General features: G+C 66.8%; 14 protein-coding genes and 1 pseudogene. 9 read left to right on the top strand and 6 right to left on the bottom strand.

Translation table 11 applies throughout. From position 1 onward, the window contains the following. Positions 1 to 271: 271 nt before the first annotated feature. The 6 genes and pseudogenes from HB724_RS08920 to HB724_RS08895 all read left to right on the top strand — a co-directional run. Positions 272 to 961 (top strand): annotated as a pseudogene (locus tag HB724_RS08920) (2-oxo acid dehydrogenase subunit E2); the annotation flags it as partial. A gap of 13 nt (positions 962 to 974) precedes the next feature. Beyond that, entirely contained in the window at positions 975 to 1,193 is a 219-nt protein-coding gene (locus HB724_RS08915; RefSeq protein ID WP_213980570.1) for a hypothetical protein, read from the top strand. Continuing rightward, positions 1,186 to 1,578 (top strand): acyl-CoA thioesterase, encoded by a 393-nt coding sequence (locus HB724_RS08910; protein WP_213980569.1) that lies wholly within the window; start codon positions 1,186 to 1,188, stop codon positions 1,576 to 1,578. The genes HB724_RS08915 and HB724_RS08910 overlap by 8 nt, the downstream gene beginning before the upstream one ends. Positions 1,579 to 1,621: 43 nt before the next feature. Further along, positions 1,622 to 3,019, top strand: coding sequence for a dihydrolipoyl dehydrogenase (lpdA, locus tag HB724_RS08905; protein ID WP_213980568.1), 1,398 nt, complete (start codon positions 1,622 to 1,624; stop codon positions 3,017 to 3,019). Positions 3,020 to 3,088: 69 nt separating this feature from the next. Further along, complete coding sequence (locus HB724_RS08900; protein WP_213980567.1) at positions 3,089 to 3,490, top strand: hypothetical protein; 402 nt, start codon at positions 3,089 to 3,091, stop codon at positions 3,488 to 3,490. Between the two features lie 19 nt (positions 3,491 to 3,509). Then, the gene (locus HB724_RS08895) at positions 3,510 to 4,898 is read left to right on the top strand and encodes a hypothetical protein (RefSeq protein ID WP_213980566.1); all 1,389 of its coding nucleotides are present in this window, start codon (positions 3,510 to 3,512) and stop codon (positions 4,896 to 4,898) included. 1 nt (position 4,899) lies between these two features. On the opposite strand, the gene HB724_RS08890 is transcribed toward HB724_RS08895, so the two are convergent. The 5 genes from HB724_RS08890 to HB724_RS08870 all read right to left on the bottom strand — a co-directional run bounded on the left by HB724_RS08890 (position 4,900) and on the right by HB724_RS08870 (position 14,335). Further along, positions 4,900 to 6,117, bottom strand: coding sequence for an MFS transporter (locus tag HB724_RS08890; protein WP_213980565.1), 1,218 nt, complete (start codon positions 6,115 to 6,117; stop codon positions 4,900 to 4,902). A 20-nt stretch (positions 6,118 to 6,137) separates the two neighbouring features. Further along, positions 6,138 to 7,193, bottom strand: a complete 1,056-nt coding sequence (locus tag HB724_RS08885) for a LacI family DNA-binding transcriptional regulator (protein WP_213980564.1) — start codon at positions 7,191 to 7,193, stop codon at positions 6,138 to 6,140. Then, positions 7,193 to 8,743: a tryptophan halogenase family protein gene (locus tag HB724_RS08880; RefSeq protein WP_213980563.1), complete on the bottom strand. Its 1,551-nt coding sequence runs from the start codon at positions 8,741 to 8,743 to the stop codon at positions 7,193 to 7,195. The genes HB724_RS08885 and HB724_RS08880 overlap by 1 nt, the downstream gene beginning before the upstream one ends. A gap of 150 nt (positions 8,744 to 8,893) precedes the next feature. Continuing rightward, positions 8,894 to 12,010 carry a TonB-dependent receptor gene (locus HB724_RS08875; protein ID WP_213980562.1) on the bottom strand — a complete coding sequence of 1,039 codons (3,117 nt, stop codon included), beginning with the start codon at positions 12,008 to 12,010 and terminating at the stop codon, positions 8,894 to 8,896. A gap of 63 nt (positions 12,011 to 12,073) precedes the next feature. Beyond that, positions 12,074 to 14,335 (bottom strand): beta-glucosidase, encoded by a 2,262-nt coding sequence (locus HB724_RS08870; RefSeq protein ID WP_346344697.1) that lies wholly within the window; start codon positions 14,333 to 14,335, stop codon positions 12,074 to 12,076. A gap of 328 nt (positions 14,336 to 14,663) precedes the next feature. Between HB724_RS08870 and radC the strand changes: the two genes are divergently transcribed. Both radC and HB724_RS08860 read left to right on the top strand, forming a co-directional pair. Then, positions 14,664 to 15,344, top strand: a complete 681-nt coding sequence (gene radC / locus HB724_RS08865; RefSeq protein WP_213980561.1) for a DNA repair protein RadC — start codon at positions 14,664 to 14,666, stop codon at positions 15,342 to 15,344. 13 nt (positions 15,345 to 15,357) lie between these two features. Continuing rightward, the gene (locus HB724_RS08860; protein ID WP_213980560.1) at positions 15,358 to 16,290 is read left to right on the top strand and encodes a hypothetical protein; all 933 of its coding nucleotides are present in this window, start codon (positions 15,358 to 15,360) and stop codon (positions 16,288 to 16,290) included. Positions 16,291 to 16,370: 80 nt separating this feature from the next. Here the strand turns inward: HB724_RS08860 and HB724_RS08855 are convergent, their stop codons facing one another. After that, complete coding sequence (locus HB724_RS08855) at positions 16,371 to 16,814, bottom strand: hypothetical protein (RefSeq protein WP_256731402.1); 444 nt, start codon at positions 16,812 to 16,814, stop codon at positions 16,371 to 16,373. A gap of 278 nt (positions 16,815 to 17,092) precedes the next feature. Here HB724_RS08855 and purB point away from each other — a divergent pair, with 278 nt between their 5' ends. Further along, positions 17,093 to 18,403 (top strand): adenylosuccinate lyase, encoded by a 1,311-nt coding sequence (purB, locus tag HB724_RS08850; RefSeq protein ID WP_213980558.1) that lies wholly within the window; start codon positions 17,093 to 17,095, stop codon positions 18,401 to 18,403. The last annotated feature ends 16 nt before the right edge of the window (positions 18,404 to 18,419 follow it).

The raw sequence follows: 18,419 nt of genomic DNA, 5'->3' as shown, positions 1-18,419 counted from the left end.
CCCTGGATTGTCGTCGCGCGCGGCCCCTTGCCGATCGCCCCACGGCTGGGCCGCGGCACGGTCGGGGCTGAAACCAATCTCGGCGCCCCGACCCCGTTTGCGGTCGCCGGCCACACAGACCTTTTTCATACGGCGCCTCTCTCCCCCAGGGCGCCGCACCCGCCCCCCCCCCCGCCCCCCCCCCCCCCCCCCGCCCGCCCCCCCCCCCCCCCCCCCCGGGGGCCCCCCCGCCGCTCCGGCCGAGCACAAGGCCGTCTGGTTCGACGACACGATCCCGCACGAGGAGGAGAAGCTCTCCAACATCCGCAAGACGATCGCGCGCCGCCTCACCGAATCGAAGCAGACCGTCCCGCACATCTATCTGACGGTGGACGTCCGCCTCGATGCGCTGCTCAAGCTGCGCGGCGAGCTCAACAAGGCGCTCGAGCCGCGCGGGATCAAGCTCTCGGTCAACGATCTGCTCATCAAGGCGCTCGGCGTCGCGCTGATCCAGAGCCCCAAGTGCAACGTCACCTACACCGGCGAGAAGCTCATCAAGTACAGCCGGGCCGATGTGTCGGTCGCGGTCTCGACGCCGACCGGGCTCATCACGCCGATCATCCGCGATGCCGCGAACAAGAGCGTCTCGGCGATCTCGGCCGAGATGAAGGATCTCGCCGGCCGCGCCCGCGAGGGCAAGCTCCAGCCGCAGGAATATCAGGGCGGCACCGCCTCGATCTCGAACATGGGCATGTACGGCATCACCCAGTTCGACGCGGTCATCAATCCGCCGCAAGGCATGATCCTGGCGATCGGCGCGGGCGAGAAGCGCCCCTGGATCATCGACGACGCGCTCGGCATCGCGACGGTGATGAGCGCCACCGGCAGCTTCGATCACCGCGCGATCGACGGGGCCGACGGCGCAGCGATGATGAAGCTGTTCAAGGAACTGGTCCAATCGCCCATGGGCATGATCGCCTGAGCGGGAGGCGGCGATGCGCGTCCTGATCGAGACGATCCACATCGTCATCGGGCTGATCGCCGCGACGCTCGTCGCCGCCGCCGCCGCCTGGTCCTATCCGCGCGCCACCGACGACATCTGGCTGGTCGCCTATGTCGCGATGGCCGCGGTGGTGCTGATGGGCGTGGGGCCGCTGCGCAAAGCCTATGCCGCCGACAAGGCCGGCCTGAAGGACACTCCCAACCATGGCTGACGATATTCCCCCTGCCGGCCAGCCGGCCATCCGCGTCACGACGATGCCGGCCGACGCCAATGCCTATGGCGACATCTTCGGCGGCTGGCTGATGAGCCAGATGGACATGGCCGCCGGCCTGGTCGCCGCGCGCCGGGCCAAGGGCCGCGCGGTCACCATCGCGATGGACGGCATGAAGTTCCACGCGCCGGTGTTCGTGGGCGACGAAGTTTCGGTCTATGCCGAGCTGGTCAAGGTCGGCCGCACCTCGATGCAGATCGAGGTCGAGGCCTGGCGCCGCGCCCGCCACGGCGAGGAGCGCGAGAAGGTCACCCAGGCGCGCTTCACCTTTGTCGCCATCGACGAGGCGCGCCGTCCGCGCCCGGTCGATGATTCCGCATCCTGAACTCCTATATACCTCCCCAACTGAATCAGAGGGCCGCCGCACCATGGCTGAATCCTACGACCTCATCGTCCTTGGCTCCGGACCCGGCGGCTATGTCGCCGCGATCCGGGCCGCGCAGCTTGGCCTCAAGACCGCGATCGTCGAGCGCGAGCTGCTGGGCGGCATCTGCCTCAACTGGGGCTGCATCCCCACCAAGGCGCTGCTCCGCTCGGCCGAGATCTTCCATTACATGCAACACGCCAAGGATTACGGCCTGGCCGCGGAGAAGATCACCGCCGACCTGGACGCGGTGGTCAAGCGCTCGCGCGGCGTGGCGAAGCAGCTCAACCAGGGCGTCACGCACCTGATGAAGAAGAACAAGGTCGCCGTGCACATGGGCACCGGCGTCCTGACCGCGAAGAACAAGCTCACCGTCACCGGCGCCGACGGCAAGACCGAGGAGCTGGGCTACAAGAACATCATCGTCGCCACCGGCGCCCGCGCCCGCGACCTGCCCTTCGCCAAGACCGACGGCAAGCGCATCTGGACCTATCGCCACGCGATGACCCCGCCCGAGATGCCCAGCAAGCTGCTGGTGATCGGATCGGGCGCGATCGGCGTGGAGTTCGCGAGCTTCTACAACGACATGGGCTCGGAAGTGACCGTGGTCGAGATGCTCGACCGGATCGTGCCGGTCGAGGATGCCGATGTCTCCGCGCATCTGGAGAAGGCGCTCAAGAAGCAGGGCATGACGATCCTGACCGGTGCCGGCGTCGACAAGCTCGACGTGACGGACAAGGGCGTGAAGGCCGCGATCAAGGGCCGGGACGGCACGGTCACGGCCCAGGAATTCAGCCATGTCATCGTCGCGATCGGCATCGTGCCCAACACCGAGAATATCGGGCTGGAGACGCTGGGCGTGAAGACCGAGCGCGGCCACATCGTCACCGATGCGGCGTGCAGAACCAATGTCGAGGGCGTCTATGCGATCGGCGACATCACCGCGCCGCCCTTCCTCGCGCACAAGGCGAGCCATGAGGGCGTGATCGCTGCCGAGGCGATCGCGGGCAAGCATCCGCATGCGATGGACGCGCGCAACATCCCGGGCTGCACCTATTGCCACCCGCAGATCGCCAGCGTCGGCCTGACCGAGGCCAAGGCCAAGGAAGCCGGATACGAAGTCCGCGTCGGCAACTTCCCCTTCATCGGCAACGGCAAGGCCATCGCTCTTGGGGAACCCGAAGGCTTCGTGAAGACCGTGTTCGACGCCAAGACCGGCGAGCTGCTCGGCGCGCACATGATCGGCGCCGAGGTGACCGAGCTGATCCAGGGCTATACGATCGGCAAGACGCTGGAGACGACCGAGGCGGAGTTGATCGAAACGGTGTTCCCGCACCCGACGATCAGCGAGACGATGCACGAAAGCGTGCTCGCCGCCTATGGCCGCGTGATCCACATCTAAGAAAACCAGGCGTTCAGCTTTTGCCGTTACGCTCCCGCCATCCTGGAACCGGATGGCGGGAGGCTTGGCATGCGATCGTTGAAACTGGGGTTCGGCATCATCGGGGCGCTTCTGCCCATCCTGTATTGCGGCGGCCTGTTCTTCTACTTCCTGAATGTCGGCGGATCGGTGCAGGGCGCGGTCTCGACCGGCCTGGGACCGACCCTGCTGGGCCTGGGCGCGATCGGAGTGTTTTTCGTACTGCCCATGGCGCTGAAGATCCTGCGCGCCGTCTCCGGCACGGGCACGCCACGCCCCGTCAGCCCCGACCAGCCTCCGGCCCTTCCGGCCGGGGAAAGCGCATTCGACGCCGATGCGGCGCTGGCCCGCTACATGGCGCGCAAGGCGGCGGAGGGAAATGCGCCGGCCGCCCCCTTCCCCCCGCGCGGCGAAGCCACGGCACGCCCGGTGTTCGGCCGCAAGACCGGCTGAGCGCGGCGGGAGGCCGCCCGTGAGGCGAGCCTTCCCCTCCCCGGCCCTGACGGGAATCGCGGCGGCCCTGCTTTGCGCCGCGACGCTGGCGTTCTTCCGGCCCGGCACCGCGATGTACGACAGCGTCGTGCAATATCAGCAGGTCGTGTCCGGCGCCTATGACGACTGGCACCCGCCGGTCATGGCGCGGCTCTGGGCGCTGCTCCATCACGGCTGGAGCGGGCAGGCGCCGATGTTCGCGCTCCAGATCCTGCTCTACTGGGCCGGGCTCGGGTTGTTCGCGGCCGCGCTCGCCCGCAGCGGCGCGCGTGTCGCGGCCATGGCGACGCTGGCGCTCGGACTGTGGCCGCCCTTCCTGGGCTGGCAGGTCGCGGTGCTCAAGGACGGCCAGATGGCCGGCGCGCTACTCGCCGCAACCGGAATAGCGGCGTGGTGGCGGCTCGACGGACGGCGGCTGCCGCGCTGGACTGGGGCAGTGGTCGCGCTGCTGCTGATCTATGCGACGCTGCTGCGCTTCAACGCGATGTTCGCCACCGTGCCGCTGGGCGTGGGACTGCTGGGCGGCGTCCGCTGGCAACGCCCCCTGCCCCGCGCCGCCGCGATCCTGGCCGGACTGGTGCTGGTGGTCGCCCTCGGCCCGTCGATCAACCATCGGCTGCTCGGTGCCTCCCCGAGCGGAGTCGAGCGCGCGCTGCCCATCTTCGATCTCGCCGGCATCGTCCGCCATGCCGGGCCGGAAGCCGTCCCGATCCTGCCCGCCCCGGTCTGGCGCGAGGCCGAGAGGCGCGGCTGCATCACCCCGCTGATGTGGGATCCGCTCGCCGATGAGGACCGCTGCGCCTTCGTAGCCGACGGACTCGACGCCGCGGCGCCCGGCCACCGCCTGTTCACGGCCTGGATCGATGCCGTGGCGCACCATCCCTTCGCCTATGCCGCGCACCGGCTGGCGCATTGGAACATGACGATGCGCTTCTGGGTGCCCCGGCAAATGCCCTATGCCGAGCCGCCATCGGTGTCCGAGCCCAACACGCTGGGCCTCGGCTCGCCGGCCCGGCGGATCGCACCCTTCGAGAAGCTGGCCGGGCTGCTCGCCCGGAGCCCGCTCGGATCGCCGATGCTATGGTTCACAGCAGCGCTGACCATACTCGCCCTCGCCCGCCCGAGCGCGGGGCCGCGCCACCAGTTCGCAAGCGCGCTCGCGCTGTCCGCCGCCGCGACCGAGCTGGCCTTCCTGCTGGTCAGCATCGCTTCGGACATCCGCTATCATCTCTGGGCGATGCTCGCGACCGCGCTCGCCGCGCTGCTGCTTGCCGGCACGCCGGCCCGGCGCCTCGCCTTCGCACCGCTGCTGCTGGTCGGCGCGATCTGCATCATCGCACGCCTGATCCTGCCGGGCATCGACGGCTAACTCAATCCTGCGTCCGCACCGCCAGCGCAATGGCGCCGCCCGCCAGCGTGCCAGCCGCCAGCGCCACCAGCCAAAGCGTATAGCCCGTCCTCTCCGGCGCCAGCGCGAGCGCCAGTAGCGGCGCGACCATCGCCGGCAGCGTATTGGTGAGGTTCAGCACGCCAAGATCGCGCCCGCGATGCTCGGGCGAGGGCAAAAGCTGCATCGCCAGCGCCGAATGCGTCGCCAGGAACACCGACAGGCCGGACAGCGCCGCCGCATGGCCGATCGCCGCTACGCCCCAGCTCTGCGCGAACGCCATCGTCACCAGCCCGGCCGCCATGGCGCACGCCGCCGCCGCCAGGAACGGCTTCCGGCGCATCGCCCGATCCGAAAGCCGCCCGGCGACCAGGGTCAGCACCACCGCGACGATCGTGGAGCCGGTCATCGTCCAGACGATCGGCCCCGCCTCGCTGCTGCCCTTGGCCAGGTCGCGGCGATCGAGCACCCAGACGAAATAGAAGAAGCCATAGGTCGCCAGCCCGTTGCCCGCGACCTGGATCAGCATCCGCGAAGCCCAGGCTAGGACGAAGTCGATGCGCCGGCGCTCGCGCAGCGGCTCGGGCGGCGGCGCCGGCTGGGGCGCGGCCTCGCGCATCAGCAGCGTGAAGGGCAGGATCATCGCGACGAACAGCGCGCAGATCAGCGCATAGCGCTCGCCCTCGCCGCCCAGCCCCGGCAGCGTCATCACGCTGGCCGACATCGCCCCGATCGGATGCGCCACGCCCAGAAAGCCCGCCACCAGCCCCTTGTGCGCGTCGTCCACCTCGTCGGCCATGATCGTGGTGAGCGGGGCGAAGCTCATGTTGATGCCGATCTGGAGCAGCAGCACCGACAGCAGCAGCGTCAGCGCGTCGAAGCTGAAATGCAGCGCGCCATGCCCGAGCACGAGCGCCGCCAGCCCCGCCACAATCCAGCCGCGCCGCGTGCCCCTGCGCCGATAGCTGCGATCGCTGAGCGCGCCGAACGCGATATTGGCGATGCTCGCCACCGCCGCGCCGCCCAACGATCCCGCGCTCAGCAGCCGCACCGCATCCTCGCCGCCCACCGCCGTCACCTTGAGCGGCAGCAGCACCATGATGAACGGCATGAAGCCGACGAACATGCCCGCATAGGCCAGCGCATAGAGCAGCACGAAGCCGCGGCCGGGCGAAAGGAAGCGCATCGGACGAGCGAGCATCGGCCCGGGCTGGCCCCGCGTCAACGCGGCGGCGCAGTCGAATCCCGGGCGACGAAATCGAAGGGCAGCAGATGCCCCTGGTCCGGTTCCGGCGGCTCGCCGCTCGCCTTGGCGGCAATCAGCAGCTCGGCCGCCTTGGCGGTCATCGCCGCGATCGGCTGGCGGATCGCCGTGAGCGCGGGCACGCTCATCCGCACCGTCGGCGTATCGTCGAAGCTGACCACGGAGAGGTCGCCGGGCACGTTCAGCCCCAGCCTGCCGGCGGTATGGAGCACGCCCAGCGCCATCTCGTCGCTGCTGGCCAGCACGGCGGTCGGCGGCGGATCGAGCTTCGCCAGCGCGATCATCGCCTGCTGCCCGGCCTCATAGGTGAAGTCGCCGGGCTGGAGATAGCGTTCGTCCACCGCAAGTCCGCGCGCCTCGATCGCCTCGCGGAACCCGCGCAGCCGATCGGGGCTCATCGCGTAATCGGGATGGCCCTGGACATAGGCGATGCGGCTATGCCCCAGGTCGAGCAGATATTCGGTCGCGTGCCGCGCCGCCGCCTCGTCGTCCATATAGACCGCGAAGCCGTCGCCCGGCCGCCGCGATCCCAGCCGCGCGAAATTATGCCCGCCGCGCTGGAGGAGCTGGGTGATCGTGTCGTTCTCGCTGTGCGGCGGCGTCAGGATCACGCCGTCCGGGTGCAGCGCGGAGAGCGCCGCCTGCACCTGGCTCTCCAGCCGGTCCGAATGCGAATCGACCAGCTCGAACAGCATGCGATAGCCATGCTCGGCGCATTTGAGCATGCCGCCATAGAGCATCTGATCGACCCAGTCGTTGCCGCGCCGCGACTGCCAGCCCTCCAGCGTGGGCCGCTCGTCGTTGAACGCCAGGATCAGGTACGATCGCGATCCGCCCAGCCGCCGCGCGGCCAGGCTGGGGACATAGCCGAGCTTCTCGATCGCCGCGGTCACGCGCGCGTGCATGCCCGGCGTGACGTTCGGGCCCTTGTTGATGACGCGCGACACGGTCTGGAACGAAACCCCGGCCTCGGCCGCGACATCCTTGATCGTGATCGCGCGCTTGCGCTGCATCAACGGCCCGCCATCCGGGGCGCCGCCGGCCTGGCGAAATCGACCGGATCGGCCCGGCAATGCGCGTCGATGAATTCCTGATGCGTCGGCAGCGTCTTCACGAACGCGGCGACCTGCGCGCGCGCCTGGTCCATCGCCGGGAAGAGCCTGGCCTCGTCGATGCGATCGACCAGCGGGTGATAGGTGGGCGGCCGCACGCCCATCCCGTCGAGCACCGAATGCCAGCTCGCATTGCGGAACAGCTCGTCCAGCCCCTCGCGCAGCGTGCCGTTGACGCGGAACAGTTCGATCCGCTCGCGCAGGCTGTCGGGCAGCGCCATCGCCGCGCATTTGCGCCAGAACGGCGTGTCGTCGCGCTTGGTCTCGCAATAATGGAGCACCACGAAGTCGCGAATCTCCTCATAGTCGGCGGTCATCCGGCGACTATATTCCGCAGCCAGCTTCGGATCGCAATTGCGGTCGGGCAGGAAGCGGAAAAGGAAGTCCATGCCGCGATAGATCAGGTGGATCGCCGTCGATTCGAGCGGCTCGATGAAGCCCGAGGCGAGGCCGATCGCCACCACGTTCTTGTGCCAGATCTGCTCGCGCACGCCGGTCTTGAACGGCACCACCATCGGATCGATCACCAGCGGCCCCTCGATCTGATCGAGCAGGATGCGCGTCGCCTCGTCGTCGCTCATGAATTCGCTGGAGAAGACATGGCCGTGCCCGCTGCGATGCTGGAGCGGGATCTGCCAGCGCCAGCCGGCATCCTGGGCATGGGCGAGCGTGACCGGCGGCGGCAGCTTGAGGTTCTCCGCCTGGACCGCGATCGCGCGGTCGCACAGCAGCCATTCGGACCAGTCGCGATAGCCGACGCCGAGCACCTTGTTGATGAGCAGCGCGCGAAAGCCGGTGCAATCGATGAAGAAGTCCGCGCGCACCTCGCGCCCGTCCTTCAGCACCAACGTCTCGATGAAGCCGCGATCGTCGAGCCGCGCATCGGCCACGATGCCCTCGGTGCGCTTGACGCCGCGCTCCTCGGCAAGACGGCGCAGATATTGCGCCACATATTTGGCATCGATGTGCAGCGCATAGGATGCCAGGCCGATCGGCGTGTTGCGCGCCTTGAACGGCAGCATGAAACGCTCGTCGCGCGCCATCACGGTGGCGGGGGCGAAATCCTGAAGCTCGCCCTCATGGCCGGCGAGCTTGGCCTTGAGCCAGCAATGATAGAATTCGCTGAGCTCGATCGGCGTCCCGATCTGGCCGAAGGGGTGGTAATAGGTCTCGCCCTTCACCTTCCAGTCGCGGAACTCGATGCCCAGCTTGAAGCTGGCGCGCACCTCGCGGATGAAGTCCTGCTCGTTGATCTCGAGCTTGGCGAGCAGCTCGAGAAAGGGCGGAATCGTGGATTCGCCCACGCCGATCGTGGCGATCTGCTCGGATTCGATCAGCTCGATCTCGAACAGCTTGCCCTTGAAATGATGGCCCATCAGCGCCGCCGCCATCCAGCCGGCGGTGCCCCCGCCGACGATGCAGACTTTGCGCAAGGCGTCCGGTGCCTTCATGGGAGTATCCTTCCGCTCTGGAATGGAGATGGCGGCATCTGATCCGCACTAATCCGGCACCGCAAGCAAAACCGTCGGTGCCGCGAAAACCCGCCAAGAAAAATGAGCCGGCAGCCTGGGTGAGACTGCCGGCCCAGGAGGGTTGGCTCTTTAGAAGCGGACCCGCACGCCCGCCGAATAGCGCGGCTCGAAACGGTTCTGCGAATGATACTGTTTCGAGTCGTCGTCGAACTGGAAATAATAGCGTTCGCGCTGGCCGAACACGTTCGATCCGTTCACGTAGAAGGCGAAATTCTGGTTGATGTTGTAGGTCAGGTTCGCGTCCACATATTGCGTGCTGTCCTGGTAGATCGCGATCTGGCCGAAGGTGGTGGAAAGGCGCGGCGTGCGGTAATTATACGCCACGCGAAGCTGCAGGTGATCGTCCTGATACCAGCCGACCAGGTTCACCTGGCTCTTCGAATTATCCGGGAAGGGCAGGCGTTCGCCGTCGAGCGACGTTCCGTTCTGCTTGCTGTCCGAATAGGTGTAGTTGGCGTCGATACCGAAGTTGCGGAAGAACCCGTTGGAGATCAGGTCGCTGAACGCGATCTTCGCGCCCACTTCCACGCCCTGGAGCGAACCGCCATTGCCCTGTTCCGGCTGGGTGATCGGCACGCAGCGGCGGATCACGCCGTCGCCGTCGGGGAAGCGGCCCGCGCACGGCGTGGTCAGGCTCTGGACGAAGCTGTTGATGTCCAGCTTGAACAGGCCGACGTTGAACATCGTCGCCCGGCCCAGATAATATTCAAGGCTCAGGTCGTAATTGTTCGAGCGCCACGGGTTCAGGTTCGGGTTGCCGCTCGAGCTCGCCCCCGTCACCTGGCGCACCCCGCACGGCGCGTCGTTCGGCCCCGGCGTGCCGGTGCACGGCGAGTCCGCGGTCGAGATCGTCAAGCCGCCGCCGTAATTGCCCAGGTCGAGCGGGATCATCGTCTTGGCGAAGGCCGCACGCGCGCGCAGGTTCGGCGTGATGTCGTAGGACAGGGTCGCCGTCGGCAGCCAGTCCAGGTACGAGCGGCGCGAGACCACGTCGCCGGTATCGAGATTGGTGTCGCCATAGCTGCGGGTGGCGCCGGTCAAGTTCTGCTTCACCGTCAGCTTGGTGTTGATGATCTTCAGGCCCAGATTCGCCTTGAACGCGCCGGTGGCGAATGCGGTGTTGAGATACGCGCTCTCCTCGACCAGATCGACGTCATAGGTGTTGCCCGGGATGGTGACTTCGGTCGAGGGACCGAACACCTTTTCCTGGAATGCCTTCACGTCGTCGAAGTCCTTGGGATCGGCGACCCACAGGCCCGGCATGCCGTTCACCACGCCGCCCCAGTCGGTCTGGAAATAGACGTTGTTGAAGGCATTGAGCTTGGTCGGCCGATTGACCGTATAGCCCTGGAACACCGTCTGCGGGTTTTCCGCGCTCACCGGCTGGGCGGGATCGAACGCCGCGTTGGGCACCATCTCGCCGGCCTGGCACTGGGCCTGGTCCATCACGACGTCGATCGCCTTCCACTGGGCAAGGCAGCCTTCCGCATCGGATGCGCCGTTGCCGGCATAGAAGTTCGAGAAGAGGTGGAAGTTGCGGATCTGGGTCGAGCGGTCCGAGCGCCGCACGCCGGCATCCACCCGGCTCAGGATGCCGAACAGCCCGCCTTCCTCGAACTCATAGCTGCCGTCGGCGCGGAACACGCCGAGATCGGAGCTGTTCTCCTGATTGCCCTCGGACGAGAAGGCCGCGACCGCATAGCTGTCGAGATTGGCCATATAGTCCTTGAGCGTCTTGCCCGCGCCCAGGCCGCCGCTGATCGGATTGTCGAAGCCGCTGATGACCGGATTGCTGCCGCGCAGATCGAGATGCAGCGACGGATCCTGGCCATAGCCCAGCGGGTTCGGATTGATGTAGCGGCCACCGTTCACGCCCACGACGTTGTTCGAATATTGCGACGCAGGATATTGCGCCGCGATGTCCGCCGGGAAGAAGGGTCCGCGGGTGCGATCGGCCGGGTTGCGGAACAGCGTGAAGGCGCGATCCGGATCATATTGCCAGTTGCTCAGGTCGCCCTGCACCTGGCCGTTCATGCTGCGCAGCCTGGCGTTGGACCGGAGCGCCCGCGCCGAGAACTTGAAATTGTCCTTGTTGTCGTAATCCATCTGCAGATTGTAATTGGTCGAATGCTCGTGCGCGGTGCGGTTGACCGAGAAGGAATTGAACCACCACACGTCGAGATCATATTGGCTGACGTCGAGCCAGGGCTGGCCGTTGCTCGCGGTCTGGCCGGAATCCGTGGATTCGGTCGGATTGGTCCAGGTCAGGCCGTTCCAGCGGTTCGAGATGTTGATGCCCGCCGCGCGATTATGCTCGACCAGCTCGGTGTGGAACACCTCGCCCGTCAGCGTCCAGTCATCGTCGATCTTGAGCTGGACCGCGCCGTTGATGCCGAAGCGGTTGCGCTCGACCTCGCGATTGAAGAATTCATAGCCGTGCGGCGAGATCCAGTTCGAACCCGAGCCGCCCCAGTCGTTGTTGCCGAACACGGCGCCGCCGATGCCGGCATAGCTGTTGCCCAGCCGGCTCTTGCTGCCCGTCGCGCCTATCATCACGCCGATCGTGTCGTTGCGCCAGCTCGCCAGGCCGCTGAACAGATAGTCGTTATGCTTGGTCAGCGTGCCGCGCGCATATTCGCCCTGGCCCGAAAGGACGAAGCCGCGCTCCATGTCGAACGGCCGCCGCGTGCGCAGGTCGATCGTGCCGGAAATGCCCGAAAGCGCGTTGTGGAGATCCTGCGTCTTGTAGACGACCACCGCGTTCATCAGCTGCGCCGGCACGTCGTTGAGATTCGGCTGGGCGGTGCCCAGATTGCCCGCGCTCAGATATTGCTCGCCGTTGAGCAGGGTCACGACCTGCGGCAGGCCGCGGATGTTGACGCTGGTACCCTCGCCCGCATCGCGCTTGATCTGCACGCCCGAGATGCGCTGCAGCGCGTCGACCACGGTAACGTCGGGCAGCTTGCCGATGTCCTCGGACGAGATCGCATCGACGATCGACGTCGCCTCGCGCTTGATGTCGATCGACTTGGCCTGCGAGGCGCGGATGCCGGTGACGACGATCTCCTGCCCCTCGTCGGCCGCAAGCTGGTCCGGCGCCGGCGGCACCGTGTCCTGCGCCCATGCCGGCGCGACCAGACAGGTCGTCGCCAGCAGGCCCGCCATCACGCTAGAAAAACCCCTCATATCCTTCCTCCCATTTTGCCCATTGTGACGCAGTCCCCGCGCCCGCCGGTGCTTCTCTTGCCTTCAGGGCGCCAGGCGGCGTTCCTGCAACTCGACCTGTCCCGTGAGCACGGGCTGCGCCGCGTCCCGCGAGACCGAAATCCGATAGGTGCCCCCCGCCAGATGGAAGCCGGGCTGGGCGATGTCGTAGTCCGCGACGATGCGCGGCTCGGCGGTGATGGTGACGCGGCGCTTCTCGCCGGGCTGGAGCGTCACGCGCTCCCAGCCGGCCAACCGCAGCGGCCGCTGGCCCTGCGCGGGCGTGACATAGAGCTGCGGCACGTCGCTGCCCGCGCGCTTGCCGCGATTGACCACGTCGAAGCGCACCTTGAGCGCGGCGCCGCCTTCGACCGTCAGGTTCGAATAGCCGAAGCTGGTGTAGGAAAGCCCATGGCCGAACGGGAACAGCGGCGTCTGGCCCTGGCGCGCATACCAGCGATAGCCGACGTCGGAGCCCTCGCGATATTCCACCGTGAACGGCCGGATCGCCCGCGCATCGGTGCCCCGATCGGGCGAGGCCTTGACCTGGTCATAGCCCGGCACCTGCGGACGCGGCGCCTGGTCGATGCTGGCCGGAAAGGTGATCGGCAAGCGGCCCGAGGGATTCACCTCCCCGAACAGAACGCGCGCCACCGCTTCGCCGCCGCGCTGGCCGGGATACCAGGCGGCGAGCACCGCCGGCACCCTGGCGAGCCAGGGCATCAGCACCGGCCCGCCGGTATTGAGCACCACCGTCGTCCGGGGGTTGGCGGCGGCGACCGCGTCGATCAGCGCATCCTGCCCGTCCGGCAGCGCGATCGTCTCGACATCCTCGGCCTCGGTCGTCCACTGGGTGGCGAAGACGATCGCCATGTCGGCACCCTTCGCAGCGGCAGCGGCGGCCGCCGGATCGGCACCGTCGACGAACTCCACGCGCGCACCCGCCGCCAGCTTGCGGATCGCGGCGAGCGGCGAGGAGGCATGCCAGGTCCGGCGCACGAACGAGGCGGCCGGGCCGTCCTTGAGCGGAATCTCCACCGGGGCGCCGCCGACCGAGCGGACCTGCGACGATCCCCCACCCGAAAGCACCCCGACATCGGCATGGCCGCCGATCACGACGATGCGCTTCGCCGACTTCGCCAGCGGCAGGATGCCCTTCTCGTTCTTGAGCAGCACGATCCCGGCCTCGGCCGCGCGCTGGGCGACTTCGGCGTTCTTGGCATAGTCGATCGGCTGGGCGGTCCTGACCACCGGCGCGTCCATCAGCCCGGTCGCGAACATGCCGTGCAGCACGCGGCGCACCATGTCGTCGAGCCGCGAGGCCGGCAGCGCGCCTTCGTCGAACGCCTTGCGCAGGTCTTCGCGGAAGAAGGAATGCGTATCCAGTTCGCCGCCCGATTGCTGGTCGAGGCCGTTCCGCGCCGCCTTCACCGTGGAATGCACCGCGCCCCAATCGGACATCACCCAGCCCGGATAGGCCCAGTCGCCCTTCAGCACAGTGTTGAGCAGGAAGGCGTTCTCGCAGGCGAAGTCGCCGTTGATGCTGTTGTACGCGCACATCACCGAGCCCGGCTGGCCGCGCTCGATCGCGATGCGGAAGGCGAGCAGGTCGCTTTCCCTCAGCGCCGCCTCGCCGATCCGGGCGTCCATCACGAAACGCCCGGTCTCCTGCGCGTTCAGCGCGTAATGCTTGATCGTCGAGACGATATGGTTCGACTGAACACCGCGGATCGATTCGCCCGCCATCGTGCCGGCCAGCAGCGGATCCTCGCCCAGATATTCGAAATTGCGCCCGCCCCAGGGATCGCGCGTCAGGTTGATGCCGCCGGCCAGCAGCACGTTGAAGGTCTTGGCCCGCGCCTCGCCGCCGATCATCGCGCCGGTCTCCTGCGCCAGCGCGGGATCGAAGCTCGCCGCCACCGCCAGCCCCGAGGGGAGCGCGGTGGCGACGTCGCCCTTGCGCTGCTCGACCTGGTTGGCGACGCCCAGGCTGGCATCGGATTCGCGCAGCGCCGGGATGCCGAGCCGCGGGATCGCCGGCACCTGCCCGGCCGAGGGGATCATGTCGGTGGGGATGCCCTCGCCCTTGGCGAGCGGCGGGAAGAAACCATAGACCAGCGCCAGCTTCTCGTCGCGCGTCATCGCCGCGAGCAGCAATTCCACCCGCGCCGCGACGGGCAGCGAGGCATCGCTCCACGGATGCGCGGCAGGAGCCGCCCGGGACGCATCGGCAACCGGCGTTTCGGCCTCGCGCGCCTGCACGGCCACCGCCGCCGCACATGCGACGAATGCCAGCGGCCGAGCCACTCGAATCAGACTGAAATGCACGCCCTCGTCTCTCCCCTGCGCGACGCATGGCCGCTCGTACCGAAGCACTTCGTTCTTCGCTCAGGGGACCGATCGATACTGACAACGCTGTCTAGTCGATCGAAAACAGAATCGGCACGGCGCTTCCCGCGCTCGAAAACCGGCTCTTCCAACCACCCCTGAAACCGGAGTCTAGCGCTCCATGCTCGTGTCTAAGCATAGTTTGGGATCGTTCTCAAGAACGTTCTCAATTCTTTTCGCATTGTTAGCGCTATCTTGTTTCGGGCTATGCTTTGCGTCGCCGCGCGGGCCGCGCTACGCCCCTTCCATGGCCACGCCTCCCGACAACAGCGGACACCGCGCGCGGCTGCGCCAGCGCCTGTTCGAGGGCGGCTCGGATGCGCTGCTCGACCACGAGTTGATCGAATATCTCCTCGCCCTCGCCATTCCCCGCCGCGACACCAAGCCGCTCGCCAAGGCGCTGCTGGCCGAATTCGGCGGCATCGCCGGGCTGCTGACCGCCGATGCCGAGGCGCTCGCCCGCGTCCCCGGCATGGGTGAGACCAGCGTCGCCGCCTTGAAGGCCGCCCACGCCGCCGCGCTGCGGCTGCTGCGCGCCCAGGTCGCCGAGCGCCCGGTGCTGGCGAACTGGCAGGCCCTGCTCGATTATCTCCGCGCCGACATGGCGCACCATGCGATCGAGCGCGTCCGGGTGCTCCACCTGAACGCCCGCAACATGCTGATCCGCGACGAGCTGATGAACGAAGGCTCGGTGGACGAGGCGCCGGTCTATGTCCGCGAAGTGATCCGCCGCGCGATCGACCTGGGATCGGCGGCGATCATTCTGGTCCACAATCATCCCTCGGGCGATCCCGCGCCCAGCCGCGCCGATATCGAGATCACCCGCGCGGTGGCGGAGGCCGGGCGGCGGCTCGGCATCACTGTCCACGACCACATCATCCTGGGCACCGAAGGCCACACGAGCCTGCGCGCGAAGGGGCTGATCTAGTCCATTATCAAGATTGCTCGAAGTCGCATTAGACTATACTTTGCCTGCCCATGAGAATCGCCGCGATGCGGGAGGCGAATTCGTGATCCAGGAGCCTATCCACAACCAGGAACCCAAGCCCCGGCGAATAGAGGGCTGGAATCGGCTGGTAGCCCGTCATCCAGGATGGACGTCCGTCATAGTCATCATCGGCATCACCCTGATGATTTTGGCCATTGTTACAATCTGGTATGGCGTCTGGACGATACGTTCTTGGTGGTACGCGGGGATACAGGGCATCCTTGGCGCCATCGTCGCCATGGTGTGCGCCCTGTTCGGTACATTGGCCCTGATAGGCTTGATGATGTCGCTGGGAACAGCATGGTCGCGCAACGCTTTCTCCGCGGAAAGTGAAGCCCTCAAGCAGGCACGCGATCGTGCGCGCGCGGTCGAGGACGCTGTTCTGAGAGAACTGGAGAACAAGGACGAGGCCGGCCTGCTCCATTTGCAGCGCTACAGTCGCGCGCAACTCGAAGCCTATTATCAGATGGGATTGCAGCAGACCCGCAGGAGCTTCGTCAATGCGACGATTGCGATGTGGCTTGGTTTCCTGATCCTGCTGGCCGGCATCTCGATCTATATCGGGCCATTTGCCGGCTGGGGCCTGAAGCGCCCGCCCGGCGATTTCAACACGATCGTTCTAGCCAGCGCCACGATCGTCGAGGTGATCGCCGCCCTGTTTCTGTGGGTCTATCGCAGCACGATCGGCCAACTGACCTTCTACTACCGGCTACAGATGCGGTCGCACACCTCGATCCTCTGCTATCGCATGGCCGATACGATGGAAGATCCCGATCCCGCCATTCGCGAAATCATTGCGCACCTGCTCAAGACCTCGCTTGCGCCCGAACGGCCTGCCGCCAATCAGTCAAAGGGATTGCGCACGCTGCTTCGCACCGAAAGCTGAACGCCAAAACGCCCGCCGGAGGGAGGGCCGGCGGGCGTCGGGAGTTGCGCCATGCGTGCGGCGCAGAGGGGTTTTCGATATTACGAAGGCTTGGGCGTCAGGAAGGTCGTCAGCTCTGCCTTGTCGACCGACCGGTTCCGGTCGAGATCGGTAGCCGCAAAGGCTTGGCCGATCCAGGTGTTCGCATCGGGCGACCCCGGCTGGAAGCTCGGCTCCGAAGCTTTGCGCAAGGTGCCGATCCAGGTGCCGAACTCGGTCTGGCTCAGCGTGCCGTTCGAATCCTTGTCATAGGTTCCGAAATCGCGATCGACGGCCTGGGCGACCTGGTCCTGCGTGGCCGCAGGCTGCGCCGAGGCCTCGGCCGCCGGCTGCGACGGAGTCGGCTGCGCGGTCTGGGTGGCAGGCGCCGGAGTCGATTGCGGAGTCGTCTGGGCGGTCGTCGCCGGATCAGCCGGCGTCGCCGTGGCGGGATCGGTCTGATCCGGCGTTGCGGTCTGGCTCTGCGTCTGCGTAGTATCGGTCATCGGCCTGTCCTGCGCAAAGGCAGGTACAGCAACAAGAACAGACGTAGCCAAGAACAGTTTCTTCAGCATCTAATCAATCTCCTATTCTGTGCTCCACATCGTCTTCGATATGGAGCATAATATCTTTTGGCATTCGCAATTATGAACCACTAATCTGGGGATGTTGTTCCAGATTTCACCCGTTGCAGCCTCGGCTCGCCCCTGCTAGGTGGCATCTCGTCGCATTTCGTTTGCCTAGTTGCCCCTGCGCAACGCGGCCTCGCTTTCAAGGAAGCCCCATGGTCCCCCGCTATTCCCGCCCGGAAATGACCGCGATCTGGTCGCCCGAAGCCCGTTTCCGCATCTGGTTCGAGATCGAGGCCCACGCCACCGAGGCGCTGGCCGAGCTGGGCGTGGTGCCGAAAGCGGCCGCCAAGGCGCTGTGGGACTGGTGGGCGACCAGCCCAGCGATCGACGTCGCCGCGATCGACGCGATCGAGGCCGTGACCAAGCACGACGTGATCGCCTTCCTCACCTGGGTCGCCGAGAATGTCGGCGACGAGGCCCGCTTCATGCACCAGGGCATGACCAGCTCGGACGTGCTCGACACCTGCCTGGCGGTCCAGCTCGCCCGCGCGTCGGACATATTGCTCGCCGATCTCGACGCGCTGCTGGAGGTGCTCAAGCGCCGCGCCTATGAGCACAAGCTGACCCCCACGATCGGCCGCAGCCACGGCATCCATGCCGAGCCGGTCACCTTCGGCCTCAAGCTCGCCGAGGCCTATGCCGAGTTCAAGCGCAACCGCGATCGCCTGGTCGCCGCCCGCGCGGACATCGCCACCTGCGCGATCTCGGGCGCGGTCGGCACCTTCGCCAATATCGATCCGCAGGTCGAAGCCCATGTCGCCGAGAAGCTCGGCCTCGCGATCGAGCCGGTCTCGACCCAGGTCATCCCGCGTGATCGCCACGCGATGTTCTTCGCGACCCTGGGCGTGATCGCCAGCTCGATCGAGCGCCTCGCCATCGAGGTCCGCCACCTCCAGCGCACCGAGGTTCTGGAAGCCGAGGAATATTTCTCGCCCGGCCAGAAGGGTTCGTCGGCGATGCCGCACAAGCGCAATCCGGTGCTGACCGAGAACCTCACCGGCCTCGCGCGCATGGTCCGCAGCGCCGTGGTCCCTGCGATGGAGAATGTCGCGCTGTGGCACGAACGCGACATCAGCCACTCCTCGGTCGAGCGGTATATCGGCCCCGACGCGACGATCACCCTCGATTTCGCCCTGGCGCGCCTGACGGGCGTGATGGACAAGCTGCTCGTCTATCCCGAGCGCATGCAGAAGAATCTCGATCGCATGGGCGGCCTCGTCCATTCGCAGCGCGTGCTGCTCGCGCTCACCCAGGCGGGCGTCAGCCGCGAGGACAGCTATCGCCTCGTCCAGCGCAACGCGATGAAGGTGTGGGAATCCGACGGCCAGCTCTCGCTGCTCGATCTGCTCAAGGCCGATCCCGAGGTGACGGCCGCGCTCTCGGTGCAGGAGCTCGAGGACAAGTTCGATCTCGGCTATCACTACAAGCAGGTCGATACGATCTTCGCGCGCGTCTTCGGTTAAGGCGCGCTTGCAACCG

The sequence above is a fragment of the Sphingomonas sp. dw_22 genome, assembly GCF_018449795.1.
Classification (GTDB): Bacteria; Pseudomonadota; Alphaproteobacteria; order Sphingomonadales; family Sphingomonadaceae; genus Sphingomonas.
The sequence above is the reverse complement of the archived record's forward strand: the minus strand, read 5'-3'. Positions and strand labels throughout refer to the sequence as shown.

Bases quoted from the DNA above. Each gene is read 5' to 3' on its own strand.
- HB724_RS08900 (WP_213980567.1), top strand. From the start codon at position 3,089: ATGCGATCGTTGAAACTGGGGTTCGGCATCATCGGGGCGCTTCTGCCC.
- HB724_RS08875 (WP_213980562.1), bottom strand. From the start codon at position 12,010: ATGAGGGGTTTTTCTAGCGTGATGGCGGGCCTGCTGGCGACGACCTGT.
- radC (WP_213980561.1), top strand. From the start codon at position 14,664: ATGGCCACGCCTCCCGACAACAGCGGACACCGCGCGCGGCTGCGCCAG.
- purB (WP_213980558.1), top strand. From the start codon at position 17,093: ATGGTCCCCCGCTATTCCCGCCCGGAAATGACCGCGATCTGGTCGCCC.
- HB724_RS08880 (WP_213980563.1), bottom strand. From the start codon at position 8,743: ATGAAGGCACCGGACGCCTTGCGCAAAGTCTGCATCGTCGGCGGGGGC.
- HB724_RS08855 (WP_256731402.1), bottom strand. From the start codon at position 16,814: ATGACCGATACTACGCAGACGCAGAGCCAGACCGCAACGCCGGATCAG.
- HB724_RS08890 (WP_213980565.1), bottom strand. From the start codon at position 6,117: ATGCTCGCTCGTCCGATGCGCTTCCTTTCGCCCGGCCGCGGCTTCGTG.
- HB724_RS08915 (WP_213980570.1), top strand. From the start codon at position 975: ATGCGCGTCCTGATCGAGACGATCCACATCGTCATCGGGCTGATCGCC.
- lpdA (WP_213980568.1), top strand. From the start codon at position 1,622: ATGGCTGAATCCTACGACCTCATCGTCCTTGGCTCCGGACCCGGCGGC.
- HB724_RS08885 (WP_213980564.1), bottom strand. From the start codon at position 7,193: ATGCAGCGCAAGCGCGCGATCACGATCAAGGATGTCGCGGCCGAGGCC.
- HB724_RS08910 (WP_213980569.1), top strand. From the start codon at position 1,186: ATGGCTGACGATATTCCCCCTGCCGGCCAGCCGGCCATCCGCGTCACG.